Genomic DNA, 25,412 nt, shown 5'->3' on the forward strand with positions numbered 1-25,412 from the left:
AGCCACTATTTATCCCAAATCCGCCAACCGTCTGCGCGCAAGGTCAGCCTGAGACTCCGCTTCAGCAAGCTTGACCTTACATTCAGCGACCACATTCGCTGGTGCCTTATCCGCAAAATTCGGATTACTGAGGCGTCCCGCCAATCCCTTGATCTCCTTGTCAGCTTTGGCGATGTCTTTTTCAAGACGGCCCTGAAGTGCTTCAAGGTCAACCAGGCCTTCGATGGGCAGCAACACCTGTAACTCACCGCTGACACCAGCGAGTGCTTTCGCAACAGGAGCCGCCTCGGCCTGAGCCTGCGTCATTAACTCAACAGATTCAGCTCGAGTGAGCGCAGTGATGTCAGCCGTACCTTGCTCCAACACTGCCATCAGCTCAGGGCGGCTCGTCACGAAACGAACAGGCACCGATTGGGACGGCTTCAAACCCGCAACGGCTCGTAAATTACGAACCACTCGAATGGCAGCAATCAGCTCGGCAAAAGAGGCTTCCAAACCATCATCCAAAGCACCCTCGTCTTGAGAAGGCCAAGGCTGAAGCGCTAAAAACGTGATTTCGGGCTCAGCAGTCACGCTGTGCCACAGCTCTTCGGTGAGATGGGGCATCAACGGATGCAACATCAAATGCATTTGGCTGATCACCTTCGCGAGCACTTGTTTGGCCGTGTGCTGATCCGCCAAGGCTGCAGCGCTGGGATCCTCGCCTGGATTTAAACGACGCTTGCTCAGTTCCAAGTACCAGTCACAAACATCGTTCCAAGCAAATTCATAGAGGCCCTTAGCGGCTTCACCAAGGGCATAACTGCTGTATCGCCCTGCCGTTTCCTGATTCACGCGCGCCAAGCGCGACAAAATCCAACGGTCGGCGAGCCGCAACGCGGAAACCTCTGGCTCACCCAGCTCTGCTGGTGTGGACCCACCCAGATTCATCAGCGCGAAACGGGTGGCATTCCAAAGCTTGTTCGCGAAGTTGCGAGAGGCCTCAACCGTGGCTGAGGTGTCCTTCTTACGGTCGTAATCGAGGCGAATGTCCTGACCAGCACCGGCCACCTCGCGCACCAGAGCAAAACGCAGGGCATCGGTGCCGTAGCGCTCAATCAACAACAGGGGATCGATCCCATTGCCAGCGCTTTTGCTCATCTTGCGGTTCTGCTCGTCCCGCACCAGACCATGGATATAGACGTCCTTAAAAGGCATCTCACCGGTGAAAGCACCGGCCATCATCGTCATCCGGGCGACCCAGAAAAAGATGATGTCGAAGCCTGTAATCAAGGTGCTAGTGGGGTACCAACGCTGAAGGTCAGCGGCATTCGCATCGGGCCAACCCAGGGTTGAAAACGGCCAAAGTCCACTCGAGAACCAGGTGTCGAGCACGTCTTCATCCTGCTCAATACGGGCCTGAGCTCCAAACTGCTCTTGGGCTTTCGCCAGCGCTTCAGCCTCATCCCTAGCCACCACATAAGGCGTGGTGTCGGTGTATTTGTCGCCGGTTTCACTAATGACAAACCAGGCGGGGATGCGATGGCCCCACCACAGCTGACGACTGATGCACCAGTCGCGGATATCTGTCAGCCAATCGCGGTAAACCTTTTCCCAGCGCTCGGGAATAAAGCTGGGATCCTGTTGAGCCAGTGCTTCTCGACAGCGAGCAGCGAGAGGCTCGGTCTTGATAAACCACTGGGTGGAGAGCAGCGGCTCCACCGGCACCTTTCCCCGATCAGAGTGGGGAACGCTGTGCCGGTAGTCCTCGACCTTGACCAACAAGCCGTCTTCATCAAGGGCTGCCACCACAGCCTTACGCGCCTCAAAGCGATCCAAGCCTTCGAAGCGCCCGGCCTGGGCATTCATCGTGCCGTTCTTGCGCATCACCGTGATCTGAGCCAGACCATGACGCTGCCCAATCGCGAAGTCATTGGGGTCATGAGCTGGTGTGACCTTGACGCAGCCAGTGCCGAACTCCTTCTCCACGTGATCGTCGGCAACGATCGGGATCTGACGGCCCGTAAAAGGGAGGTCAAGGGTCTGACCCACTAGATGGGCATAACGCTCATCGCTGGGGTTCACCGCCACTGCCGAATCACCGAGCATCGTTTCGGGCCGCGTAGTGGCGACCTCAAGATGACCCTCACCACTACTGAGCGGATAGCGGAAATGCCAAAGATGGCCATCCACCTCCTTCATCTCCACCTCCAGGTCACTCACCGCGGAGCCCGAAGCAGGACACCAATTCACCAAATATTCACCGCGATAAATGAGGCCCTGCTCATGCAGGCGAACAAAGGCCTCTTTCACCGCCTCGCTCAATCCCTCATCCAACGTGAATCGTTGGCGCTGCCAGTCGACGGAATACCCCAACCGACGCAACTGATCGACGATGCGACCTCCACTTTCTGCTTTCCACTGCCAGGCGCGCTCCAAAAAAGCCTCACGGCCAAGGTCATGGCGCGTCTTGCCCTCCTCCTTGAGCTGCTTCTCAAGAATGGTTTGGACTGCAATCGAAGCGTGATCCGTACCAGGGAGGCAAAGCACGTTTTTGCCCGCCAACCGTTGATAGCGCACGATCGTATCGATCAGAGCCGTATTAAAGGCATGCCCCATGTGCAGGCTGCCGGTGACATTGGGAGGCGGGATCACCACCGCAAACGGTTCGCCCTCAGCCGCAGGATCGGGATGAAAGGCCCCCACGTCCTCCCAGGCCTTCTGCCATCTGGCTTCCGTACCAACCGGGTCATAGGTCTTGGCCAGATCCGACACGGGTAGAGCCCATACACGCCATTCATGGTCGCAAAAGACGTTTTCAGTCGGCTTGACAGCGATGATCAAAGAGCATCAATACCAACCGATCCATGGGCTCAACTTCTAACGATCTCAGCGCTGCAATCCAGCAGATGCTTGAAGCTGTGGCCCAGAACGATGATCTCAAGAGGAGCTTGAGGATGGCCACCACAGCGGCTGCCGTTAGTGAGGTAGCAGCACAGGCAGGGGTAGATCTCGACCCTGCTGCATTGGTGAAGCACTACGCCCAACGCCTGCTCGATGCTTCCGATGCGACCGCAATCCACAATTTCGATCTCTGCAGCTGGGATGCAGGCGAATTGCTATGGACGATGAAAAACTGGAAACTCTGAAAAACAGCCATCACTTCTCAGAAGAACAACAGCCCTTCCATAAACCAGAGCAATCCAACGTTGAACAACAAAACTAATCTCACATCAAGTTTCAACGACAATCCAAACAATCACAATTAAAAGCAAATAATGATGCAACTAAAATCTTCCAAAAGTAGCCCGTACCCCTAGACAGAGGGAGGGAGAATGTCGTCTCCCTGTGCCAGGCGCTGTAGATAACCCTGACGCGAACCAGCATTAATCCATCCTGTGGCAATCGTCTTACTCAAATCCGGATTCACCCTCCCCCGGTGAATGTGAGATGGACCCGCTGGAAAAATAATTAACTTGCCGCGTTCGGCGGGTTCGTGATGGTTCTGCCAATGGAATTCCGTGCCTGCCTCTTCCACCGTGTCGCAATAGAGAATCCAAGCCAGCACACGATGCACTGGCTCAGTTGCTTCATCACTAATCGTCCAATCACAATGCCACTGCTTAAAACCTTCGCCAGGGGCATACCGCTGAAGGTTGAAGATCGGCATCACGAACAACTCTTGATCAGGGCAGACCGAACGAAACAGCGGCCTTTCTTGCAAAAAGCGTTCGAGTCCAGCGGCAACGCCGCGCAAGATCACCTCAGATAATCCAAAGGCATCTGGATCACTCCGATCAATCGCGACCAGGCTGATATCCGTCGACACCTTGGCCGGTTCTTCAGCACCGCCTGGCCCGAAGGCCACCCCGGCCCGCTGCAGATCAGTGCGGCGATCAAAAAAGGCGATAGCACCATCAGCCACCGCCTCAAAACCAGCGTTGCGATACCTGGCGATCAGGTCCATGGTCATCAGGAGTCAGAACGTTTCCAAGGGATCGCGACGATGCCATCAAGAGCTTGCCACTGACTTTGATCAGCAGTCACATGTTCGAGCAAATCAACCCGCTTTAAAGCACGAGTTAGACGTTCCGGTGCCAGCACTAGGGGATCTTGCGGGGCTTGAGAGAGCAGCAGCACTTCCGTATCAGCTGGATCTGCCAAGACATGGAGCTCCAGATCGGCCAACTCTCGTTCAAAAAATGTGCGTCGCATCCGCGTCGTGATCGTCTCCCCCAGCGACGTCGCGAAATGCTCAAGACTTTCGGTGTCCCCTGAAAGACCGCAATTCAAGGCAAGCCAGATCATCAATTTGGCCCAGCCATCAACCGTCCAAAGCGGCTGAAAACTGAGACGGTGCTGTCGAATCAGCTCCAAAAGCGCAAAGTCCACAAGGGTTCCCTGCAGCTGGTCAGGATCCGGAAGGCTCATATCAAACATCTTCTGCAAGACATCTTCCCTACCGGAGGTCAAAATGGTGGTGCTAATGATCGACTCTGGCCATGACCCTGGATCTCAACGATCCCGAACTCGAGTTCTCGGATCTGGTATTTGCCTATCAGAGCTGGGTGATGGCCGTCATCAACGACGAGAAGCTCGAAGGCGATGACCAACTCCTGACAGATGAGATCGCCGAAGACGCACTCAATGCCATGAGATTCCTACCGGGCGAAGTCACCAGTGCGATTGAAACGTCTCTTGCCCGTGTCTACGACGTCGACGCCGACGAATTAGCGGAATTGCTCTTCCCCGAAGACTGATTCCAACCGCGAGACTGGATCTTCTCTGACGTCTGCTGCATGGGCTGGACCCTGAAGGACATCCCAGACCAAACTGGACGCGTGGCCCTCGTGACTGGGGCCAACAGCGGCCTGGGTTTGGAAACCAGTCGTGCGCTTTTACAAAAGGGCGCAACCGTACTGATGGCTTGCCGCAGCCAACGAAAAAGCGAAGCGGCACGCCGAGACTTGCTGGATCTCGGCACAACGGGCGTTGACCTGCTGGATCTTGATTTATCCGATCTCAACAGTGTTGAACGCTGCGCCAATGCTGTCCAAGAGCGTTATGGACGCCTGGACCTGTTGATGAACAACGCTGGCTTGATGGCCCCACCAAGACGGTTGAGCGTCCAAGGTTTCGAAATGCAATTTGCAGTGAACCATCTAGGGCACATGGCACTCACCCAAAGGCTTCTTCCACTGATGGAAGGCCGAGAAGATGCCCGGGTGGTCACTGTGACGTCGGGAGCGCAATATTTCGGCAAAATGCAGTGGTCAGACCTGCAAGGTGAGCGGCGTTATGACCGATGGAAGGCCTACAGCCAAAGCAAATTGGCCAACGTGATGTTTGCACTCGAGCTCAATCATCGACTTCACAAACAAAACAGCACGGTGATATCACTCGCGGCCCATCCAGGCTTGGCCCGCACCAACCTTCAACCGGTCTCCGTGGCCGCGACAGGAGCCTGGCAAGAGTCTTTGGCCTACCGACTGATGGATCCCTTATTTCAAAGCGCAGCGATGGGCGCTCTCCCCCAACTCCATGCAGCAACAGCAAGCAGAGCTAAGGGTGGAGAACACTTTGGGCCAGGTGGCTTTGCATCGATGCGCGGAATGCCAACACGTCAGCCTGTAGCCCGTCCCGCCAGAGACGGCGAGCAACGCGAACGTCTTTGGAGGATCAGCGATGACATGATCCTATGCAATAAAAGCGAGGTCTGATCACCATGACGACCCAGCCGACAGCCAGCCGAACTCGACAGCAACGCCTTCTCGACGCCTTGCGTGACAGCGGTGACGAAATGAGTGGGCAACAGCTCCATCGACTCTTAGAGAGCGGATCCAACGCCATGGGACTCGCAACGGTGTACCGGAACCTCAGACAACTGCAACAGCAGGGTCTGGTGCGCTGCAGGCATCTGCCTACAGGAGAGGCCCTTTATGCCCCAATTGAGCAAGACCGCCATCACCTCACATGTGTTGACTGCGGAAGAACCAAAGCATTGGATCACTGCCCGATTCACGGACTCTCAATCTCCACCGAAGAGACATCCGGCTTCAAGATGTTGTTCCACACTTTGGAATTCTTCGGTATTTGCTCTGAGTGCCAACAAAATCACCCTTAAGCAGCCTGTCAGCAGTGATCAGCTCCCACTGCAGAGCTTGGCAGCAAAGGCTCGTTTCTCGGCAAAACTACCCTTCGCTTCCTTAATCACTTCATCCACGCAATGATCGAAATATCGAGCCTGGTTTGCGATCGGAGCAATTTGAATCGCAAAATAAATAACTGAAAATGTTGCCAACACTGGATAGAGGTGGGCATTGATCAGATCTCGAGCGTTCGGCATGGAAGGCGCTAACAGTTGCCTCTCAATCATTACCAATACTGCTATTTTAAGAAGATTTTAAATAAAAATCGTTTCGTTGCTCAATACCCAGAATCCTGATTGCAGCTCACCAACAAAATCATGGGAGCAAAACTGATCAGTACTGAGACTCGGCAGCGCGAGCAGCTAGGCGCTGACACAACAGAACATGAGGGATTCGCCAAAGCCGAAACACTGGCACCTAAGAGATTTGAACTGCAAGCTCATCCAAATCCCTCAGCGAATTCAAATAAGAATTTGGAAGTGAAAGCAATAAAAATCCCCGCCCAAGGCGGGGCATTAAAAGTTGCTAAATCAAAAAGTTTAGACTTGGGAAGATCTCACCATCTCACTCGAATGTTCCCACCATTCGGGCCCTGAAACGTAACGCCGCCTTCTGGCCTCTGAGGCTCATAACGAGGCCCCCAGTTAATTGGCCTACGCCCTTGCCACCAGTCTCCATTGCGTCTACAAACACCACCACCTTCGTAGTGATAGCCGATTGCACAAACTTGATGATCCCTCCTGTGCTTGGGCTTGCAATATCCAGCGCCATAACCTTCACCTGTCTGAACCCAGTGCCGATTAGGGCCACAATTTTGTGCTGCACTCACAGGCAAACCTGCAAAAGAGAGAGATTGCAACGCGGCACAGCATGCCATGGCCACATGCTTCACTTTCAGCATCAATTTCACCCGCAAATTCCAACCATGACCCTTGACGGGCTTGATGTCAGCTGATCTTTGCAATCTTTCCTTATCTCTAGCGAGCAAGTCAAAGGACAAAACAAATCAGATCAAGCCACCCAGGAGGAGGACTCCCCATCAAAGCGAACCAGACAGACCAATGGGCGCCTGATCAAGACAGCCAGACGTGGAAGCAAACACTTATCAATCGTTCATAGGAAACGCGAGTTCGGCCGATGGGGGGATTTCACTGTCACGGACAGATCGGCTCACTAGCGATTATTTGAGAGTTCTGAATTGAATTCAAATGTCAACTGAAATTCGTAACTGGGATGTTGTTGCCAAAGCCATGGAGGCATCAGGTGCAACATCCAGTCAAATGTATCAACGTGCCAAAGCATTAGCTCAAGGTAAACCTGACCCAATGCCAACAAGTTTCCCAGAAGCTCCATACAGCATCTCAGCTGTTTCTGGCTGATCACGACCCACCACTATTGCAATCCGACAACGTGTCCTTCCACCTTCACCGGGGGTTGGACACCTTGCGTCCCCCTATTAAAAGCAGACCGACAGAAGTTTTATGTCCACCCATCAGGCTTTCAGACGCTATGCAATCCGATACCGAGACTCACTTGGAAACATCCATGAAGACAATGTTTACGCTTCAGATGCGATAGAGGCACAAAATTTAGCCATGGAATTCAACAACGAACTCAAGCGAAGGCCGCAAAGCATCACGGCCATTCTTCAAACTTTTGACTAAATTAGCCGAATCAATTATAAGGAGCGGCATAAACCTGAGGACAAGCCTAGTTGACCAACTTAGCCAATAAATTTCGCAATTCTGGCAGCCTCTAGATCACACATCACATATCACACGCATCGGATCATTGTTTATTTTCTAGCCCTTCACCAGACTGACAGTGGCAATCACTCAGGGAGCCTTCTATTTGAGCCACCCCTTACACCGACTCCCTTACAGGCTGGCGAGTGGAGAAGAGGTTCCAGGGCTTGTTGTGGAGCGAGAGAATGATCTGAATGGTGGCGTTGTCGTGAGGGTTCTAACGGACGCCAATGTTGTGCGCGCAGTCACCCTGGCAACGCTTCAGCATGGTGAAAGAGGAGCCTGACCTAAACACAGGGTCACGGCGGAAGGAACGAACGCAAACACCTCGTCAATACTCACCTTTAGACCACACAGGTAGGTCCTGAAACCGAACCTTCTGGTGCGGCTGCCCCCCTTCCGAGTGCAGGGAAGCAGATCTAGACCGATCAGGTCCCAATCGGAGACATTCATGACCACAACACTCCGCGCTCCAACTGGCCTCGTCACCAGAGATGGCGAAGGTCACGGCAATGTGTATGCCAAAGAGCCCCGCATGGAATATGCAACGGCGGATGCTGGCTGGGGCTTCCATTCACGAGCAGAAAAGCTCAATGGACGATTAGCAATGCTTGGATTCGTTGCTGCTATAGCCACAGAATTGCTGACTGGAGAAAGCTTGCTACGCGCCATTGGTCTTTGACGAGATCAACCCAGATCAATTTATTGGATGACAAATATGAAATTTTTCTCGGCAATTGCTGCCCTCACCCTATTAACAACTCCAGCCCAAGCAAACACTGGAATGAAGCCCCCAAATCTCCTCATGGAGAAGCTCTATTACGCTGAAGGACGTCAACATCCTGACCATCCACTTCATGGATCGTTTTCGGGACTCTGTTGTGGTATAGATCGCTGAAGCGATCAACAGCTCCAAAGCCACGTGTGAGTCACCAAGAACGCAGAAAGGACAAAAGAATGGATGAATCAGCTAATGACTCTGATTCATCCAACAACACAATGATTAGCCTTACTTAGAGTATTGGGCCCACAAGTTAAAAACAAATCCTATTCATTGGCACATGGCATGGAGCGACGCTAGCAACTCAGTAAAGATCATCTTCCGCATTTGCAATCACAGAACAGTCACTAACGGGATACGAAACACACAGAAGGGCAAAGCCTGCAGCAATCTGGTCGTCATCAAGAAAACTTTGATCGCTCTGATCGATTGATCCAGCAACTACCTTCGCGGCACAAGTCGAGCATGCACCTGCACGACAGGAGTAAGGCATATCAATACCGTGCTCTTCTGCAGCATCAAGAATGTATTGATCATCTGGGCAGCTAACAACTGTCTCAGTTCCATTACTAAGGATCGTTACCTTAAAATCAGCCACATGAAGACTTGCAATTACTCAAAGTTTTAGCTGCTCCTGCTTAGCAAAGGAGAAAAATCAACAACCCCACACATAAACATGGCTACGAATCATAAGCTACGCAATAGCAAGTAAAAAATCGCTAACAGAATGGAAATATATTCATTGAGCGAAAGGGCCACGCCACCGTCATCAAGATAAACCAAAACAAACTAAAACAAAAGCACTTAGCATTTTGGCATCAAAGAAGATATTGATCAATTAGATCAATCCAATCAATTCAAGACTTAAATCATCAAGCAAGACTAGATTTACCCGGCTTCAAGCTCAAACGACTGCTCTAGCAAACAGCGAAAAAGCTGATCTTTGCTTTGCGCCAAAAATTGTTGCTCGAGTGGATCACCGCCAGGCCAATTCCGAAGCGCATCGCTAGTGGTTTTATACGCCAATCGCAACGCTTCAAGGCTCAGGTGAACAGTGGCGACGATTTCATGGGAATGATCTGATGACATGGAAAACCCCTTATTTTTCGGAAATGACGCGTTCTGTAGCGACTTTTTGCATGAAGTAGAGGTCTAAAAGCTGTCCAGCTACTTCTTTGAGCTCATCCATATCACTGGCGTGCTGGATAGCCCCCTGAAGTCGAAGCTTCTCGAATTGAAAGTGGAGAGGCAAACTCATGGCAGGGTCGTTGCTCGAGACGAATGTAAAGAACTATCAAAATTCAATTGGTAGTCATTTCTACTCAAAACGAATCCAGCTCTCAGTGATCAGCGCTAACCGAGCGGTGACACCGTAACCAACGGCATCGCACCACAGCACACTGCTGGGCTTTTGGAGGTGATTGAGATGGGCGATCCAGGTTTCGAACCAGGGACATCCTGCTTGTAAGGCAGGCGCTCTACCGCTGAGCTAATCGCCCTTAGACAGTGATTCTGCCTGAAGGTGGCAGGCTACCCCACTCTTTGCTTCAACCAGCATGGCTTCCGGCCGGGAGCACGATCGCGCCACCTGTGTTCTGGCTTTGCTCTACGGGGTCATCTGGTGGCCATGGCTAGGACTCAGTGGTGCCTTCTGCAGTGCACTGGCCTTTTTATTCGGCGGACTCTTCCTTTCCCCTGACCTCGATATCAATTCCAGGCCCTATCAACGCTGGGGGGTGCTGCGCTGGATTTGGTGGCCTTACCAACGCCTGATCCGTCACCGCTCAGTGCTGTCGCACAGCCCAGTTCTAGGAACAGCGATTCGGATCGCCTATCTCAGCGGTTCAGTCGCAACGATCAGCTGGCTGGGCAGCCGTTGGGGCACCCCAACCCCAGAGCAATGGCGGAGCTGGCTCCAACACACATGGAACAACTCATCCATCTCCGTCCTCGTAACACTGATTGGCCTTGAAGCGAGCGCTTGGCTGCATCTGATTCAGGACGGTGACCCCATGCCAAAACCTCCCAGCAAGCGTCTGCCACCTCGCAAGCGAAGACACCGCCGATGACTACAGATGCGCATCCTCTCTGAAAGGCACTCAGGGGTGGTCAGTGCAAGTTGTCCTGACAACGAGACTGAGGATTCCTCGATCTGCCCCCCATGAGCGACGCCATGCACGATCTGGTCGAGGTGGTCGCGCAATTGCGCGACCCCAACCATGGTTGCCCTTGGGACCTCAAGCAAACCCATCAGACCTTGGTGCCCTATGTCCTGGAGGAGGCTCACGAAGTCGTCGACGCGATCCGCCATGGCGATGATCAACATCTCAAAGAGGAGCTAGGGGATCTGCTCCTACAAGTCGTGCTGCACGCCCAACTCGCTCAGGAACAACAACGCTTCGATCTCGATGCGATTGCTCGTGGAATCACTCAGAAATTGATTCGCCGCCACCCTCATGTCTTTAGCGATGCAGAGGCCCATGACTGCGAGACCGTCTCCGCGAATTGGGACGCCATCAAAGCCGCAGAACAAGCCGATCGAGGCGAAAGCCTTCCAGAATCAAGAAGCCCACTGAGTGATCAACTCACCAGAAAAGTTCGCGGACAACCAGCCCTGGCTGGAGCCATGACCATCTCACGCAAAGCCGCCAAAGCAGGTTTTGAGTGGGATGACATGAAGGGGGTTTGGGACAAGGTGCACGAGGAGCTTGATGAACTCAAGGAGGCCGTCTCCTCCGGTGATCGAAACCATTCTCAGGAAGAGCTCGGCGACCTGCTATTCACCCTTGTGAATGTGGCTCGCTGGTGTGACATCCAGCCGGAAGAAGGCCTCGCCGGCACCAACCAGCGCTTTCTCGATCGCTTCTCTCGCGTGGAAGCCGCTTTGGGGGGACAACTCCAAGAGCGCAGCATCCAGGAACTCGAAACGGTTTGGCAGCAAGCAAAGCTTGAAATCCGTGCCGCACAAGCCTCCAACCCCGCAGCTCACAACAACCATCCCTAAGGGTGGCAAGCTGCCCATCGTTCAATGACGGACGCCATGGGCCGCTTAGCCCAGCGTTGTTGAGGCAGTAGTCGTTCCAGATGCAGCTGGCACTCAGTGCTTTTCGAATATTAAGAGAAAACTATCAATAGCAGACACTTGTTCAGTGTTTTTGCTTCATGGCAGCGTAGGGACCATTAACGAGCTAATTCGTTCTTGTGAACACAAGAGTCCTGCCAGACTTCTCTTCAACCAAAGAACGAGAGGCGGTCAGAATTAGAGCAGCAAGCAGCAGTGACTTCCTTTTCACCGCTGTCTCCAAATGGCTCTTTAACAAACGCCGTATAATTGCAAAAAGTAGTTTAAAATACAGAAACTAAGACAACTTTGATTCGCACTCATCACCCACTCTTGCAATCCTTGAGTTCACTAGTTAAATTTCGGAGAACTTGGAGGCAAAAAATGCAACGCCACCTCTTCCGAAAGAGAAAGGAAAATCAACTGATGAAGTTCGTTTCACTTCCTTTTGCCCTCGTTGGCTGCGTTGTAGTTCTTGAGTTCTTAGGATCTGAAGCGCCAATAATTGGATTGAAGCCAGAGCAGGTTCCCCAGCAAGTCATGGAGACATTAAACTCAACTCTTGAGAATTTAGCTTCTTCTAGATTTGTGACCTTCTGAACCGCCTCTCCCATTCAACAGTGTTTAGAGTATCTGCACTGATTCAGAGGAGGACACATCCTTAACAGGAAAAAATCAACCCGACATCTATACACACTAGAAGCAATTCCAATCAGAGACGGGCAGCGGATCCCAGATGTGGGTGTAGACAGAGACAAATCTCTTATCTCCAATAACTTGTCAAAGGAAAGACGACAAAACTCATCGAATGGAATCACACAAAGGAATGGATGCCTCTGAATGCCAATTGGGGGTCAGTGAAAGACGCCAAAGTCTATTTTATTGATCGAGCCAACCACAACCTCAAGAATTAGATGGATCTATCAATCTGAATGCATATGAGAATTCAAAGTCGGCAGAAGACAACAGTGAACCGCTCCAGCTATCAGCGCAAAAGGCTGTTAGCGAGTGCCTCCGTTCAGTTGAGGCTGACTCCTGAGACAAGCTTCTGAATGAATAAACACCATATTCAGACAATGAGATGCTCGAATGCATCGCAACAATCGACATTAAAGGCATTAGAAAATTCCTAGGATAGTTTTTTTCTTGCAGTAGCCAGCACCAATGTTCATCCAACCTGACTTACAAGCTTCACCGTAGGTGGGTTCAACTTCATAGTAAATAGGTGATACACATTTTGTACCGAGTGTATTAATGTATCCGAGAGGACACTGATCATAACCCTCGGCTTTTGGTATTTCTTTTTGCGCATGAGCTGAAGAACCAACAACAAAAGAAATACTAACGAGCACCCAGGCGAGCTTTTTCATCGGCATTTCGGTATTTGTTTAACTGCTATTAAAAATTACTGCATATCTGATATTGAGGCTAGGGCAACAGAGGATCAATATGTTTGCAATTGTTACTGGGAGATTACGATGGGAAGCAAAGGCATTAAGCGGCTCACACCTCAATCTGAATAGCTGCAACTAGGTGACACTGTCGAGCTCACGGCTAACGAATTACCAGCCCCACCAAGAAAGGAGTTTTTATTGCAGAAAAAGCTCGATTATCAGATTCACGATGACTTTAACCCTAAAAAAGACTGACATTAAAGGAGCATCATGACTATCTTAACGCCATGTCTTCCGACGAGCTTACAACGAAAACATCTACATGTAAAATCCATACTTTGCCCGAGCTGAGATCTGCGTACAACCAACTCATATTGTTCCCATTTTTCAATCATCAAATGAGCTTCTGGACTGCCTACCTTTTTTTAACTCACCACGTTTCTTCTTGCTATCAACCCTTTTTCGTTGCGAGGATCGTGTTGGACGAGTTTCTTTCCTTTTAGGTGGTGGTGACTTAATTCCTTCTCGAATCAAATCGCCCAAACGCTTGAGCGCAATCTGACGATTTTGATACTGTGAGCGTTCTTCAGAGACAGATATTCGTAAGCAACCATCAATAATCCTTGTTCTATAAAAATCAAGAAGTCGCTGCTTACGGAATGGCCCTAAAGACTCTGAATCCTCAAGGTTCCACGACAAATCAACAGCTGTCTCAACCTTATTAACATTCTGCCCACCAGCACCGGAAGAACGAGAAAATTTCCAAGACAATTCAGAACGCTTAAGGGTGAGGCGAGAATTTATGACTAAATCAGAATCCAGCATTCATTTCTTGATTTCTTTTGTCATTAGAGTTTCAGGCGAGAGAACAAGAGCAAAGAATACTTCAAGAGCAACAAGGATAAAATCCTTGAATGCCATAAGCAAATGAACAATCACCTTGCTGAGACACTTAGGCAGCAACTGTGAACAAGCGCAACCTCATCAAGAAGCAACTGATGAACGCTATTTCAAGTAGCAACAAATTAACAACAGTACTAATCAGCCCCCCAAAGTAAACAAATACAGAAGCGACCAACTCAACCGGAGCATCCGTGGTGTCGTCAATGCCTTTCCCTGTTGGACCTGAGGCGCAAGACAACCGACTGACACCCCTGACCTTGGCATCACGCCATCCAACCGGTGCTGGTTTTAGCTGGATAGAGCGAACGTCCAGCGCCCCGCCATATGACCACTGCACCTGAGACCAGTGGCAACTGGATCGATGAGCACCACAACGGTGTGCGCTACGGCCTGGAAGGCCGTGTGCTGGTTGAGGAGACCAGCCCGTTTCAGCGCATTACCGTGATCGATAGCCAGCGCTACGGGAAAGGACTCCTTTTGGATGGCTGCTGGATGACGGCAGAACACCAGGAACGCCATTACCACGAAGCATTGGTGCATCCTGCGCTCTGCTCGGCAGAGGCCATCGAGCGCGTGCTGGTGATTGGCGGTGGAGATGGCGGAACCGCCCGCGAATGCCTGCGCCACCCAGGGGTGAAGCACCTCGACATGGTGGAGATCGACGGCAGGGTTGTTGCTCTCAGCCAAGAACACCTTCCTTCACTCGGAGGCGGGTGTTGGCACGACCCTCGCTTTCACCTCAGTGTTGGTGATGGCATTGCTTGGGCCGCTGAAGCCGAAAACGCGACTTACGACGTCGTCTTAGTGGATGGATCAGACCCCACAGGACCTGCAGAAGGCCTATTCAACCGTGCCTTCTTCAGCAACTGCTGCCGCATCCTCAAGCCAGGGGGGGTGTTTGCCACCCAAAGCGAATCACCCGAAGCCTTCCGCCAAGTGCACATCGACATGGTGAAGCTGATTCGGGAGCTGTTTGGCCATGCTGATCCTCTCTACGGCTGGGTGCCGATGTATCCAAGTGGATGGTGGAGCTGGACCTTTGCAGCGAAGGATGCGCCCCGTTACCTCACCGTTCAAAGCGAGCGCGCCGCAGCCGTAACCGAAGGGTGTGCCATCTGGAGTCCCCGCTGGCAGCAAGGAGCCTTCAACACCATTCCAGCGTTTATTGAACGGGAACTGAATCCATGAACAATCCCAAAAGCCCAACGATTGATCAGAGCCTGTTTGATGACGAAGGTGCCATTTTTATGGGAGGACGCCGCGATCCAGAGGGATGCCGGGTGGCCTTATTTGGTGTGCCCTATGACGGCACCACCTCGTTCCGCCCAGGCACCCGATTTGGCCCAGCCGCGATTCGGGAAGTGAGCACAGGTCTTGAGACCTACTGTCCCCAGCTGGATCGAGACCTCGAAGACATCCCTTACGTCGACATTGGAGCCGTTGAGATTCCCTATGGCGACCCACAGCCCGTTGTGGATGCCGTGCGCCACGCCACTGACACCGTGCTGGCTGCAGACATGAAGCCGCTGATGCTTGGCGGTGAGCATTCCATCAGCTCTGGTGCGGTTGCTGCTGTGGCGGAGCGACACCCCGACCTCGTGCTGGTGCAACTCGATGCCCATGCCGACTTACGGGATGAGTGGCTTGGATCCCGTCACAGCCATGCCTGCGCCATGCGCCGCTGTTTGGAGGTGCTGCCCAGCCAACAGCTTTTACAGATTGCGATCCGCAGCGGCACCTTTGAAGAATTCAGAGAGCTACATCGCAGTGACCGACTGATCTCAGTTCAAGACATCCCCGAGCGAATGACCCCACTCAGAGGACGGCCGATCTACCTCACCGTGGACCTGGACTGGTTTGACCCGGCCGTGATGCCGGGGACAGGGACTCCAGAGCCAGGTGGATTTATGTGGAACGATTTCGCAACTGTGATCAACGAGCTGCGCCACCACCGCCTCATGGGCGCAGACGTGGTGGAACTCGCTCCTCAACTCGATTCGAGTGGGATCAGTAGCGTCTTGGCCGCCAAAGTCACCCGCAGCCTTCTGCTGTTGATGACTCAGGAACCAAGGGGAGCCTAAACATCTACCTCAACTCAAGATTGACGCCGCAATTCACTCACTGCACAAAAGATCAAATGCTCAGGTCAAAAGTCCATATTCATCAATCTCTAAATCAAAATCTCCAATATTTTTAGAAGAGCCAAATCCACTCAAAGCTTTTACTTACAGCCGAACTGTTACTTCGGAATCCTGATCAGACGTTTGCATCGAATCACAAAAATCCAACTGACGATCCAAAGGGATCAACAAAGGCTCCTGAAGATTGAGCTCAGGAAGGGATGGTGGACGACAGGTCCAGTGGTGACAAAACACCTGATTCGCCAACTCCGCATGAACGGAGAGTCGCCGTAACCGACACCACCCAGATCCTGTTGCTGCAGGAGGAGTGCAATGCACGCAGGTTTGACAACTTGACTGAGTCACATCACACCTGCTGAAACGCGAGCTCAGACTAAGGACGCTTGCCAAAGCGGACCACAAAACCACCGCAATCTGCTGCTTTACTTCCAATTCCAGGATTGATACCAATTCAAGTGCAAGTTGGTTCATAGGATTTGAGGGCTAGCACCTCGGTCATGGACCAGAACTTCACACCGCTCCATGACCTCTGCATCGCGGCCGGAGGTCGAATGGTGTCCTTCGCTGGATGGGAAATGCCCGTTCAATTTTCAGGGCTCATGGCTGAACACAAGGCGGTACGCAGCAGCAGCGGCATGTTTGATATTTCCCACATGGGAGTTTTGCGACTTGAAGGCGCCAATCCCAAAGATGCTTTACAACAACTTGTACCGAGTGATCTGCACCGAATCGGTCCTGGCCAAGCCTGCTATTCCGTCTTGCTGAATGAACAGGGCGGAATCATTGATGACTTAATCATTTATGACCTAGGCCCATCCTTGGTGGACGCGAGTCACGAAACCTTGCTGGTTGTCATCAATGCAGCTTGCGCTGAAACCGACACAGCCTGGATTCGCCAACATCTTGAGCGAGCTGATCTGCAGGTCCTCGACGAGAAGAAGGATGGGGTGTTGCTTGCTCTCCAAGGGCCAAAGGCAATCGGCCTACTGGAGCGATTGAGTGGAAGCGATCTCAGCGAACTGCCGCGCTTTGGCCACTGCAGTCTCAACATTCAGGGGCTCAAAGCCCCTGTCTTCACAGCACGCACCGGCTACACCGGAGAGGATGGCGTAGAGCTGCTGCTCAACGCAGACGACGGCCGACAGCTATGGCAGCAATTGCTCCAGGAGGGCGTAACACCCTGCGGCCTCGGCGCTCGCGACACCCTGCGACTGGAGGCAGCCATGCATCTCTACGGCCAAGACATGGACGCTGCCACAACCCCCTTTGAAGCTGGCTTGGGGTGGCTGGTGCATCTGGAAATGCCCGCCACTTTCATCGGACGACAAGCCCTTGAGCAAGCAGCTGAACAGGGACCTTCCAAGCGTCTCGTGGGATTGAAACTGCAGGGCCGTTCGATTGCCCGCCACGATTACCCCGTCATCCACAACGGAGCGACCGTGGGCGTGGTGACAAGCGGTAGCTGGTCTCCCACTCTCCAAGAGCCCATTGCCCTCGCCTCCCTACCGCCAGCCCTTGCCAAGCTCGGCACAGAGCTCAGCGTTGAGATCCGTGGACAGCTCCAACCGGCCACTGTTGTAAAACGCCCCTTCTATCGCCGTTCCTAGTCGGGGCATAGGCGTCTTGGCACCGGCTGTGGGAAACTCGCCTCTCTCCAGCGAAACTCCCATGCGCAGCAACGGATGCGGCGACCTGCGCGACACGCACATCGACGAAACCGTGCAGCTCTGCGGCTGGGTGGATCGCCGCCGCGATCATGGCGGGGTGATCTTTATCGACCTCCGCGACCGCAGCGGCACGGTTCAAATCACCGTGGATCCCGACCTTGGCGCTGATGCTTTTGCCGTCGCCGAACACCTGCGTAGCGAGACCGTTTTGCAAGTCCAGGGAATGGTTCGGGCCCGTCCTGGGGAGTCGCTGAATGACCGGCTTGCCACCGGTGCGGTGGAGGTTTTAGCAAGCAGCATCCACGTGCTCAACAGCGTGAAAGGCACGCTTCCCTTCCCTGTATCTGTGCATGACGAGGAACACACGCGCGAAGAATTGCGCCTTCGCCACCGCTTTTTAGATCTGCGCCGCAAGCGCATGAACGACAACCTTCGCTTGCGTGCCCACACGATCCAAACGGCACGCCGATTCCTCGAAGACGAAGGGTTTATCGAAGTGGAAACTCCGGTACTGACCCGCTCAACCCCAGAAGGCGCCAGGGATTACATCCTGCCAAGCCGCGTCTGCGGTGGTGAATGGTTCGCACTTCCCCAATCGCCGCAGCTGTTTAAGCAACTGCTGATGGTGGGCGGCATTGAGCGTTACTACCAAGTAGCTCGCTGCTTCCGCGATGAAGACCTTCGGGCAGATCGACAGCCTGAGTTCACGCAACTGGACATGGAGATGAGCTTCATGGGCCAGGAAGAGATCCTCGAGCTCAATGAGCGGCTGATTGCTGCTATTTGGAAAACGGTCAAAGGGATTGATCTTCCACTGCCGTTTCCACGCCTGACCTGGCACGAGGCGATGGAGCGCTACGGCACGGATCGCCCCGACACCCGTTACGGCATGGAGCTCACCAATGTGAGTGACATCGTGAAAGACATGGGTTTCAAGGTGTTTAGTGGAGCGGTGAAGTCCGGCGGCTCCGTGAAGTGCATTGCGGTAGCCGGAGGCAATGACGCTGTGTCCAACGTGCGGATCAAACCCGGTGGTGATGTGTTCAGCGAAGCCCAAGCAGCAGGCGCCGGTGGCCTCGCCTTCATCCGGGTGCGAGAGGGCGGCGAAATCGACACCATTGGAGCCATCAAGGACAACCTGTCGGACGAGCAGAAGCAAACCCTGCTGCAGCGCACCGAGGCTGAGCCCGGAACCCTGCTGCTCTTTGGTGCTGGAGACACCGCAACGGTGAACAAAGCTCTCGATCGTGTGCGCCAATATCTCGCCAAAGAGATGGGGCTCGTGAAGCCCGACAGGGAGAACGATCAGTGGAATTTTCTGTGGGTTGTCGATTTCCCGATGTTCGAATTCAACAAAGACGAAAATCGGCTCGAAGCCCTACACCATCCCTTCTGCGCCCCGAACACCACCGACCTGGGCGATAAGGCTGAGGAGTGGGCCAAAACCCTTCCCACAGCTCGCGCCCAGGCCTACGACCTAGTTCTCAACGGCCTGGAACTAGGAGGGGGCTCCCTGCGTATTCATGACTCCGCCCTGCAGCGAGAGGTGCTGAACAGCATCGGGCTTGCTCCAGAGGAGGCCCAAGAGCAGTTCGGATTCTTGGTCGATGCGCTCGACATGGGTGCACCTCCCCACGGTGGGCTGGCGTTTGGCGTGGACCGAATGGTGATGTTGCTCGCCGGAGAGGACTCAATCCGCGACACGATTGCGTTCCCGAAAACCCAGCAGGCACGCTGCCTGATGACGGCTGCGCCCGCAGGGGTCTCTGAACGCCAACTCGACGATTTACATGTCGCCAGCACTTGGGTGGATCCCGTGACAGAAACCACTGACTAGTCGCAGCACAAAACCCGAACAGAAACCAACGTTTCTGCAGACCAACTGGCTTAAACCGAGACCCTTGAGAAAGCTCATCGACTTCTCAGCCTTTTGTCCGCCAGCTCCTCATCAACGGGATCAGCCCCGATCCGCTGGAGCGGCGGCAACGACTTGTTGCGTCTCTACCTGCAGGACATCGGTCGGGTGGACCTGCTCACCGCTGAAGACGAGGTGGTGTTATCTCGCCTCGTTCAGCAATACGAGGGCCTGAAGCGCGAAGAACGTCAATTCGCCAAAGAGCATCCTGCAATCGAACGATTGCTTTGTCTTGAGGAACTGCAGCTGAGAGAGGCCAACCATCTCTCTCACTGGCCCACAAGACAGGAGTGGGCTCGAGCCGCCGAGATGCCTTTACAAGAGCTGAACCAGGGCCTGAGCAAGGGCTATGAGACCTGGGCCAACCTCATCAGCACCGACAGCAGGGAGCTGCAACTACGCCTGCGTCGAGGGCGGAAGGCCAGAGACCGGATGATTCAGGCCAATTTGCGCTTGGTGGTGGCTGTAGCGAAGAAGTACCAGCACCGAGGTATGGAGCTTCTGGACCTGGTGCAAGAGGGAACCTTGGGACTCGAACGGGCAGTCGAAAAATTCGATTCCACCCGCGGTTTTCGCTTCAGCACCTACTCCTACTGGTGGATTCGCCAAGGGATCACTCGGGCGATTGCCACCCAGAGCCGCACCATTCGCCTCCCGGTTCACATCACTGAAAAGCTCAACCGAATCAAACGGGTGCAGCAAGAGATCGCCAGCAATGAGGGGCGTACCGCTTCGATGACAGATCTGGCGAGAGAGCTCAGCGTCAGCGAAGACACTGTGCGTCAAACGCTGGCTCGCGTTCCCCGCTCCGTATCACTGGAATCCAAGGTGGGCAAGGATCAAGACACCCAGCTCGGGGAGCTCTTAGAAGACGAACACGCCACACCAGAGCAGACCCTCACCCGCGATTCACTCCATGACGATCTCGAACACTTGCTCAATGAGCTAAGCCCGAGGGAAGCCACCGTGATTCGCTGTCGCTTTGGCCTTGAAGACGACACCCCCCGAACCCTCGCTCAAATCGGCGAAGACATGAACCTCTCCAGAGAAAGGGTGCGTCAGATCGAAACCCGAGCCCTTTTGAAATTGCGCCAGCCCCAGCGCAGAAACAAGGTGCGCGATTACATCCAATCCTTGGATTCTTAAACAACCAAGCGTTTCAACTCCCATCCACCATGGCCCAAAACTCCGCCATCGACATCGGCATCACCAGCACACAACGGGAGGAAATCGCTGCTGAACTCAGCCGCCTCCTGGCAGATACCTACGTGTTGTATGGCAAAACCCACGGTTTCCACTGGAACGTGACCGGGCCGATGTTCAACACATTGCACCTGATGTTCATGGACCAGTACACCGAGTTGTGGAACGCCCTGGATGTGATCGCTGAGCGCATACGCGCCCTTGGCGTTTTGGCACCCCATGGAGGTTCAACCCTGGCCGCTTTGGCCTCGATTCAAGAAGCAGAGCAACAACCTGCCGCGCTCGACATGGTGCGTGAGCTGGTCACCGGCCATGAGGCCGTAGCCCGTACGGCACGGAGCATCTTTCCTCTGGCAGAAGCTGCCAACGACGAACCCACTGCCGACCTGCTCACCCAACGGCTTCAGATCCACGAAAAAACAGCCTGGATGCTTCGCAGCCTGCTGGAACACTAAGCATCACTCCAGGCTGGAGCTAACCGCAAGCTCAAAGGGCACCGCCCGATTGGGAAGTCTCAACAATTCAGCACTCATCGACGCAATGTCTTCGGGCTGAGTCATCGCTTCAGCTTCCATCGATTGCGTTGGCCAGCGGTCGCTCGGACCGTTACGCACTGCAGCCGCCATATCCGTATTGACCCAGCCAGGACAAATCGCCGTGACCCGAATGCCGGCAGCCCAACCCTCGTTGCGCATGGTTTGGCAGAGACCAAGCAGGGCAAATTTGCTGGCGCTATAAGCCGCCAGGCGACCTTTGCTGCGCTTCCCGCTCATCGAAACCAAAACCTGAATGCGACCCTCTCCGTGGGATGCCAACTGCGGCCATGCCGCGCGAGTCAGCCACCAAGGTCCCATCAGGTTCACATCGATGATGTGAGCGATTTCTTGTTCTTCGCCCGACTCAAAGAGCAGCGGCACACGGCTGAAGATCCCGGCGTTATGGATCACGCTGTCGAAGCCGCCAAAATAGTTGGAGGTGGCCTCAACCCAGGCCTGGGCCGCCGCAGGGTCCTCAGCTGCATAGGGACAAAGCAACACCTTGTCGCTCCCAGCCAACGCAGGATCAAGGGGCGTCTGCTTCAACGCCTCCAGATCACGAAGCCCAAGGCTGAGGCGATGGCCGTCGGCAAGAGCTCGTTCAGCCACCGCACGACCAATCCCACGACTTGCACCACTAATCAGGAGAGTGCGCACGGATACCAGGGTGAGGGTCTACCGCAGTAAATTGACATGTTGCCGAGCAAGCCATGGCCAAGTTCGTGTTTGTCACCGGCGGAGTGGTCTCCAGCATCGGCAAAGGGATTGTGGCCGCGAGCCTCGGGCGCTTGCTGAAGTCACGGGGCTACAGCGTTTCAATCCTGAAGCTGGATCCCTATCTGAATGTGGACCCAGGAACGATGAGCCCCTTTCAGCACGGGGAGGTGTTTGTCACTGAAGACGGTGCAGAAACCGATCTCGATCTTGGCCACTACGAACGCTTCACCGACACCGCCATGTCGCGCCTGAACAGCGTGACCACCGGCTCGATCTATCAATCCGTCATTAATAAGGAGCGCCGAGGCAGTTACAACGGCGGGACCGTTCAGGTCATCCCCCATATCACCGGTGAAATCCGCGACCGCATTCACCGTGTGGCCTCCAACAGCAATGCCGATGTTGTGATTACAGAAATCGGCGGAACTGTTGGTGATATTGAGTCGTTGCCCTTCCTGGAAGCGATTCGAGAGTTCCGAGGAGATGTGGGACGACGAGATCTGGCTTACATCCATGTCACCCTGCTCCCCTTTATCGGCACGTCGGGAGAGCTGAAAACAAAGCCCACCCAGCATTCGGTCAAAGAACTTCGCTCGATCGGAATCCAGCCAGATCTGCTCGTCTGTCGTAGTGATCGCGACATCAATGATGAGCTCAAACGCAAAATCGGAGGCTTCTGCGGTGTCCCCCAGCGAGCGGTCATCCCCTCCTTGGACGCCGACAGCATCTACGCAGTACCGCTCACACTCGAAGACGAAGGACTGTGCCGTGAAGTCCTCGACGTCTTGGACCTCGAAGATCACGACAGTGACATGGTGGACTGGGCGCAACTGGTGCACAAACTCCGCAATCCCGGCCCGGCGGTCAAGGTTGCGTTAGTGGGCAAGTACGTCCAACTCAACGACGCCTACCTCTCTGTCGTAGAAGCCCTACGCCACGCCTGTTTAGCCCAGGACGCCTCCCTGGATCTGCATTGGGTCTGCGCAGAAGAGATTGAAAATCAAGGCGCTGATGTCCTTCTTAAAGGCATGGACGCCGTGGTCGTGCCAGGTGGATTCGGCAACCGTGGCGTTGATGGCAAAGTGGCCGCCATCCGCTGGGCGAGGGAGCAGCGCGTGCCATTCCTTGGCCTTTGCCTAGGAATGCAATGCGCCGTGATCGAGTGGGCTCGCAATTTGGCAGGGCTCACTGATGCCACAAGCGCTGAGCTCGAGCCAGGAACCACCCATCCTGTGATCCATCTGCTTCCCGAACAACAAGACGTTGTTGACCTTGGAGGGACGATGCGTTTGGGCGTCTACCCCTGCCGTGTCTCAGCAGGCAGTCTGGCGTCCAAGCTGTATGGAGAAGAAGTGGTGTACGAGCGCCATCGCCACCGCTTCGAATTCAACAACGCTTACCGAAATCTTTTTCTCGAATCTGGCTACGAAATCAGCGGAAGCTCCCCCGATGGCCGATTGGTGGAACTGATCGAACTTCCCGAACATCCCTTCTTCACCGCCTGCCAATACCACCCGGAATTCCTATCCAGACCTGGCCGGCCCCATCCCTTATTCCGAGGTTTGATCGAAGCGGCTCAACAACGCTTACCCTCCAGCCCCAACGAAGCCATGCGCCAACAAAACAATTCAGAGGCTGGATCCAATCATCCCAGCCTGCAGCCTTGAGCGATTGTTTGCCGGTTGTGGAGACCTTTCACTCTCTTCAAGGGGAAGGGCTTCATACCGGCCGCAGTGCATTTTTCATTCGACTGGCAGGCTGCGATGTGGGTTGTCAATGGTGCGATACCAAGCACTCATGGCCTGCAGACTCCCATCCAAAGCGGCTGGTGAAGGACTTGGCGATTGAAGCCACATCTGCCGCTGAAACCGGAGCCGCCTTTGTCGTGATCACCGGGGGTGAGCCCCTGCACCACAACCTCGATGAGCTCACCGCTGCGATTCGCTCAGGGTGCAGCCAGCCCGTGCATCTTGAAACCAGTGGCGTCGATCGATTAAGCGGTGCCCCCGACTGGATCACCCTTTCACCGAAGCGGCACAAGCCTCCAAGACCGGATGTGGTGCAAGCGTGTCACGAGCTCAAGGTTGTTGTGCACGAACCAGCAGATCTGCTGTTTGCGGAGGTGGTGGCAGCACAAGCGCCCCAGGCCAATTGGCTGCTTCAGCCTGGCTGGGACTGCAAGGAAGGCCTACAACTCGCCGTACGCAAAGTTCAGCAAGATCAGCGCTGGAGGTTGAGCATGCAAAGCCACAAATGGCTTGGCGTTCGTTGAGGCAGTCTGTCCAAAATCAGTCAGCCGCATTCAATCCGAATTTGTCATGAATGGATGACGAGGACGTTGAGCTGAGTCACGATCAAAGCCGTTGGACCGACTCACCTCTCAGTCATGAAGGATTTCTGTCCGATGGTGCTGTCGAAGTTCAACGACGTTAAGAGCGACACAGTTGACCTTTTGAGACGCACAGACCAGTTGCAGCAACTTGTTCGCCGTTTGCTAATTGAAGAGTCGACCCAAGAGCTCAATCCCCCTCAGGAGCTTTTAAAACAAGCCTTCGCAAACCATTGCCGGCAACAGCAGCTCAACAGCGAAGAATCCCTCAATCACTGGTTGTCAGAGCGGTGCATCAGCAAAGACGAACTTCTTGAGCAGCTCAGCCTCCCCATCAAGCTAAGCAAACTGGCGATGGATTCTTTTTCTATCAAGGCAGAAGCTCGATTTCTTCAACGCAAAGAAGCTCTAGATCAGGCCACATACAGCCTCCTGAGGGTGAAAGAATCAGGGGTCGCTCATGAGCTTTACCTTCAATTAGAGGCCGGTGAAACGAGTTTCGAGACGTTGGCGACTGGCTACAGCGAAGGCCCCGAGCAACGCAGTGGCGGCAGAGTGGGACCAGCCCCTATCTCGCGTGCACATCCGCAACTTCAGCAGCTCTTACGAACCGCCCCCGCCGGAGTTGTTCTCGAACCCATAGCCATTGAACAGTGGTGGGTTGTGGCACGCCTAGAAGAACGCATGGAGGCAAGCTTCGACGACACCATGCGACAACGCATGGCGTCAGAACTCCTTGAGCAATGGATCACAAGCGAGACCAACCATCTCGTCAAATCGGTCTGCAGCCGAGAGAATGATCGAGAGCAAGCCTCAATCTCCTGACCTCAACCTCTTCCAATGGCCTGCAGGCCCTGAAACAAGTCTTCCTCGAACGCGGAGAGCTGCTTCG

General features: G+C 53.9%; 31 protein-coding genes and 1 tRNA gene. 19 read left to right on the forward strand and 13 right to left on the reverse strand.

Annotated features, from left to right (window positions below; genetic code table 11):
* Positions 1-9 precede the first annotated feature (9 nt).
* On the reverse strand, positions 10-2,754 hold the full coding sequence (locus SIC18_RS02360) for a valine--tRNA ligase (RefSeq protein ID WP_048348381.1): 2,745 nt from the start codon (positions 2,752-2,754) through the stop codon (positions 10-12).
* A 92-nt stretch (positions 2,755-2,846) separates the two neighbouring features.
* On the opposite strand from SIC18_RS02360, the gene SIC18_RS02365 reads away from it, so the two are divergent.
* Positions 2,847-3,128 (forward strand): hypothetical protein, encoded by a 282-nt coding sequence (locus SIC18_RS02365; RefSeq protein ID WP_413430070.1) that lies wholly within the window; start codon positions 2,847-2,849, stop codon positions 3,126-3,128.
* 167 nt (positions 3,129-3,295) lie between these two features.
* Here the strand turns inward: SIC18_RS02365 and SIC18_RS02370 are convergent, their stop codons facing one another.
* Positions 3,296-3,946 (reverse strand): 2OG-Fe(II) oxygenase, encoded by a 651-nt coding sequence (locus SIC18_RS02370; RefSeq protein ID WP_048347510.1) that lies wholly within the window; start codon positions 3,944-3,946, stop codon positions 3,296-3,298.
* A 5-nt stretch (positions 3,947-3,951) separates the two neighbouring features.
* Positions 3,952-4,419, reverse strand: a complete 468-nt coding sequence (locus SIC18_RS02375) for a hypothetical protein (RefSeq protein ID WP_048347511.1) — start codon at positions 4,417-4,419, stop codon at positions 3,952-3,954.
* Positions 4,420-4,481: 62 nt separating this feature from the next.
* Here SIC18_RS02375 and SIC18_RS02380 point away from each other — a divergent pair, with 62 nt between their 5' ends.
* Genes SIC18_RS02380 through SIC18_RS02390 form a run of 3 tightly spaced genes read left to right on the forward strand, consistent with a single transcriptional unit; the run spans position 4,482 to position 6,103 of the window.
* A complete protein-coding gene (locus tag SIC18_RS02380; protein ID WP_048347512.1) occupies positions 4,482-4,739 on the forward strand; it encodes a hypothetical protein in 258 nt (85 codons plus the stop codon).
* Positions 4,740-4,778: 39 nt separating this feature from the next.
* Complete coding sequence (locus SIC18_RS02385; RefSeq protein ID WP_413430071.1) at positions 4,779-5,699, forward strand: oxidoreductase; 921 nt, start codon at positions 4,779-4,781, stop codon at positions 5,697-5,699.
* A gap of 5 nt (positions 5,700-5,704) precedes the next feature.
* Entirely contained in the window at positions 5,705-6,103 is a 399-nt protein-coding gene (locus SIC18_RS02390; RefSeq protein WP_048347514.1) for a Fur family transcriptional regulator, read from the forward strand.
* An 18-nt stretch (positions 6,104-6,121) separates the two neighbouring features.
* On the opposite strand, the gene SIC18_RS02395 is transcribed toward SIC18_RS02390, so the two are convergent.
* The gene (locus SIC18_RS02395) at positions 6,122-6,325 is read right to left on the reverse strand and encodes a hypothetical protein (RefSeq protein WP_413430072.1); all 204 of its coding nucleotides are present in this window, start codon (positions 6,323-6,325) and stop codon (positions 6,122-6,124) included.
* 99 nt (positions 6,326-6,424) lie between these two features.
* Here SIC18_RS02395 and SIC18_RS02400 point away from each other — a divergent pair, with 99 nt between their 5' ends.
* The 4 genes from SIC18_RS02400 to SIC18_RS02415 all read left to right on the forward strand — a co-directional run bounded on the left by SIC18_RS02400 (position 6,425) and on the right by SIC18_RS02415 (position 8,555).
* Positions 6,425-6,724, forward strand: a complete 300-nt coding sequence (locus SIC18_RS02400; protein ID WP_413430073.1) for a hypothetical protein — start codon at positions 6,425-6,427, stop codon at positions 6,722-6,724.
* Between the two features lie 612 nt (positions 6,725-7,336).
* Complete coding sequence (locus SIC18_RS02405; RefSeq protein ID WP_245407169.1) at positions 7,337-7,507, forward strand: hypothetical protein; 171 nt, start codon at positions 7,337-7,339, stop codon at positions 7,505-7,507.
* A gap of 445 nt (positions 7,508-7,952) precedes the next feature.
* Positions 7,953-8,159, forward strand: a complete 207-nt coding sequence (locus SIC18_RS02410; protein WP_413430074.1) for a hypothetical protein — start codon at positions 7,953-7,955, stop codon at positions 8,157-8,159.
* A gap of 165 nt (positions 8,160-8,324) precedes the next feature.
* Positions 8,325-8,555, forward strand: a complete 231-nt coding sequence (locus SIC18_RS02415) for a chlorophyll a/b-binding protein (protein WP_048347520.1) — start codon at positions 8,325-8,327, stop codon at positions 8,553-8,555.
* A gap of 403 nt (positions 8,556-8,958) precedes the next feature.
* Here SIC18_RS02415 and SIC18_RS02420 read toward each other — a convergent pair whose 3' ends face one another.
* From SIC18_RS02420 to SIC18_RS02435, 4 genes are all read right to left on the reverse strand, one after another.
* The gene (locus SIC18_RS02420) at positions 8,959-9,252 is read right to left on the reverse strand and encodes a 2Fe-2S iron-sulfur cluster-binding protein (protein ID WP_048347521.1); all 294 of its coding nucleotides are present in this window, start codon (positions 9,250-9,252) and stop codon (positions 8,959-8,961) included.
* A gap of 290 nt (positions 9,253-9,542) precedes the next feature.
* Entirely contained in the window at positions 9,543-9,743 is a 201-nt protein-coding gene (locus tag SIC18_RS02425) for a hypothetical protein (protein WP_048347522.1), read from the reverse strand.
* 10 nt (positions 9,744-9,753) lie between these two features.
* Positions 9,754-9,912 (reverse strand): hypothetical protein, encoded by a 159-nt coding sequence (locus SIC18_RS02430; protein ID WP_245407170.1) that lies wholly within the window; start codon positions 9,910-9,912, stop codon positions 9,754-9,756.
* Between the two features lie 169 nt (positions 9,913-10,081).
* A tRNA-Val gene (locus SIC18_RS02435) sits at positions 10,082-10,153 on the reverse strand.
* Between the two features lie 57 nt (positions 10,154-10,210).
* Between SIC18_RS02435 and SIC18_RS02440 the strand changes: the two genes are divergently transcribed.
* Both SIC18_RS02440 and mazG read left to right on the forward strand, forming a co-directional pair.
* The gene (locus SIC18_RS02440) at positions 10,211-10,723 is read left to right on the forward strand and encodes a metal-binding protein (RefSeq protein WP_413430075.1); all 513 of its coding nucleotides are present in this window, start codon (positions 10,211-10,213) and stop codon (positions 10,721-10,723) included.
* 92 nt (positions 10,724-10,815) lie between these two features.
* On the forward strand, positions 10,816-11,658 hold the full coding sequence (gene mazG, locus SIC18_RS02445; protein WP_413430076.1) for a nucleoside triphosphate pyrophosphohydrolase: 843 nt from the start codon (positions 10,816-10,818) through the stop codon (positions 11,656-11,658).
* 1,175 nt (positions 11,659-12,833) lie between these two features.
* On the opposite strand, the gene SIC18_RS02450 is transcribed toward mazG, so the two are convergent.
* The 3 genes from SIC18_RS02450 to SIC18_RS02460 all read right to left on the reverse strand — a co-directional run bounded on the left by SIC18_RS02450 (position 12,834) and on the right by SIC18_RS02460 (position 14,349).
* On the reverse strand, positions 12,834-13,085 hold the full coding sequence (locus tag SIC18_RS02450; RefSeq protein WP_250394864.1) for a hypothetical protein: 252 nt from the start codon (positions 13,083-13,085) through the stop codon (positions 12,834-12,836).
* Between the two features lie 411 nt (positions 13,086-13,496).
* On the reverse strand, positions 13,497-13,934 hold the full coding sequence (arfB, locus tag SIC18_RS02455) for an alternative ribosome rescue aminoacyl-tRNA hydrolase ArfB (RefSeq protein ID WP_071841241.1): 438 nt from the start codon (positions 13,932-13,934) through the stop codon (positions 13,497-13,499).
* A gap of 127 nt (positions 13,935-14,061) precedes the next feature.
* Positions 14,062-14,349, reverse strand: a complete 288-nt coding sequence (locus SIC18_RS02460; protein WP_413430077.1) for a hypothetical protein — start codon at positions 14,347-14,349, stop codon at positions 14,062-14,064.
* On the opposite strand from SIC18_RS02460, the gene speE reads away from it, so the two are divergent.
* Positions 14,337-15,200 (forward strand): polyamine aminopropyltransferase, encoded by an 864-nt coding sequence (gene speE / locus SIC18_RS02465; RefSeq protein WP_048347526.1) that lies wholly within the window; start codon positions 14,337-14,339, stop codon positions 15,198-15,200. The two genes, SIC18_RS02460 and speE, sit on opposite strands and share 13 nt — an antisense overlap.
* The gene (gene speB / locus SIC18_RS02470; RefSeq protein ID WP_250395247.1) at positions 15,197-16,093 is read left to right on the forward strand and encodes an agmatinase; all 897 of its coding nucleotides are present in this window, start codon (positions 15,197-15,199) and stop codon (positions 16,091-16,093) included. Before speE ends, speB begins: the two co-directional genes overlap by 4 nt.
* Positions 16,094-16,237: 144 nt before the next feature.
* On the opposite strand, the gene SIC18_RS02475 is transcribed toward speB, so the two are convergent.
* Complete coding sequence (locus tag SIC18_RS02475) at positions 16,238-16,498, reverse strand: hypothetical protein (protein ID WP_048348382.1); 261 nt, start codon at positions 16,496-16,498, stop codon at positions 16,238-16,240.
* Between the two features lie 152 nt (positions 16,499-16,650).
* Between SIC18_RS02475 and gcvT the strand changes: the two genes are divergently transcribed.
* The 4 genes from gcvT to SIC18_RS02495 all read left to right on the forward strand — a co-directional run bounded on the left by gcvT (position 16,651) and on the right by SIC18_RS02495 (position 21,393).
* Positions 16,651-17,760: a glycine cleavage system aminomethyltransferase GcvT gene (gcvT, locus tag SIC18_RS02480; protein WP_048347528.1), complete on the forward strand. Its 1,110-nt coding sequence runs from the start codon at positions 16,651-16,653 to the stop codon at positions 17,758-17,760.
* 61 nt (positions 17,761-17,821) lie between these two features.
* A complete protein-coding gene (gene aspS, locus SIC18_RS02485; RefSeq protein ID WP_250395248.1) occupies positions 17,822-19,657 on the forward strand; it encodes an aspartate--tRNA ligase in 1,836 nt (611 codons plus the stop codon).
* A 93-nt stretch (positions 19,658-19,750) separates the two neighbouring features.
* Entirely contained in the window at positions 19,751-20,881 is a 1,131-nt protein-coding gene (locus SIC18_RS02490; protein WP_048347530.1) for an RNA polymerase sigma factor, RpoD/SigA family, read from the forward strand.
* A 29-nt stretch (positions 20,882-20,910) separates the two neighbouring features.
* Positions 20,911-21,393: a Dps family protein gene (locus tag SIC18_RS02495; protein ID WP_250395249.1), complete on the forward strand. Its 483-nt coding sequence runs from the start codon at positions 20,911-20,913 to the stop codon at positions 21,391-21,393.
* Positions 21,394-21,396: 3 nt separating this feature from the next.
* Here the strand turns inward: SIC18_RS02495 and SIC18_RS02500 are convergent, their stop codons facing one another.
* Positions 21,397-22,131: an SDR family NAD(P)-dependent oxidoreductase gene (locus SIC18_RS02500; protein WP_413430078.1), complete on the reverse strand. Its 735-nt coding sequence runs from the start codon at positions 22,129-22,131 to the stop codon at positions 21,397-21,399.
* 53 nt (positions 22,132-22,184) lie between these two features.
* Between SIC18_RS02500 and SIC18_RS02505 the strand changes: the two genes are divergently transcribed.
* The 3 genes from SIC18_RS02505 (at position 22,185) to SIC18_RS02515 (ending at position 25,345) form a co-directional block, all read left to right on the forward strand.
* Entirely contained in the window at positions 22,185-23,858 is a 1,674-nt protein-coding gene (locus SIC18_RS02505) for a CTP synthase (RefSeq protein ID WP_250395250.1), read from the forward strand.
* Positions 23,855-24,463: a 7-carboxy-7-deazaguanine synthase QueE gene (locus SIC18_RS02510; protein ID WP_413430079.1), complete on the forward strand. Its 609-nt coding sequence runs from the start codon at positions 23,855-23,857 to the stop codon at positions 24,461-24,463. Before SIC18_RS02505 ends, SIC18_RS02510 begins: the two co-directional genes overlap by 4 nt.
* Before the next feature lie 114 nt (positions 24,464-24,577).
* Positions 24,578-25,345, forward strand: coding sequence for a peptidylprolyl isomerase (locus tag SIC18_RS02515; RefSeq protein ID WP_413430080.1), 768 nt, complete (start codon positions 24,578-24,580; stop codon positions 25,343-25,345).
* Positions 25,346-25,412: the final 67 nt, after the last annotated feature.

This window comes from Synechococcus sp. Cu2B8-bc1011 (assembly GCF_047302735.1).
Taxonomy (GTDB): domain Bacteria; phylum Cyanobacteriota; class Cyanobacteriia; order PCC-6307; family Cyanobiaceae; genus Synechococcus_C.